Origin of the sequence: Nocardia colli (assembly GCF_008704205.1) — a bacterium.
GTDB lineage: Bacteria > Actinomycetota > Actinomycetes > Mycobacteriales > Mycobacteriaceae > Nocardia > Nocardia colli.
Genome location: NZ_VXLC01000078.1, coordinates 1 through 334, shown reverse-complemented (window position 1 = coordinate 334; position 334 = coordinate 1). Strand labels below are relative to the sequence as shown.

Annotated in this window: 1 pseudogene; it reads left to right on the top strand. The window is 64.4% G+C overall.

The features are described from left to right. Positions 1-333: pseudogene (locus F3087_RS45775) on the top strand (glutamine synthetase); the annotation flags it as partial. Position 334: the final 1 nt, after the last annotated feature.

The following is a 334-nucleotide window of genomic DNA, read 5'->3' as shown; positions in this document are numbered from 1 at the left end:
GCGCCGGACTCCTCGGGCAACCCGTACCTGGCCTTCGCCGCCATGATGATGGCCGGCCTGGACGGCATCAAGAACAAGATCGAGCCGCTGGCCCCGGTCGACAAGGACCTCTACGAGCTCCCGCCGGAGGAGGCCAAGAACATCCCCCAGGCCCCCACCAGCCTGGCCACGGTCATCGACCGCCTCGAGCAGGATCACGACTACCTGACCGAAGGCAACGTCTTCACCGACGACCTGATCGAGACCTGGATCAGCATCAAGCGCGAGCAGGAAATCGCCCCCGTCAACCTGCGCCCGCACCCGTATGAGTTCGAGCTGTACTACGACGTGTAAG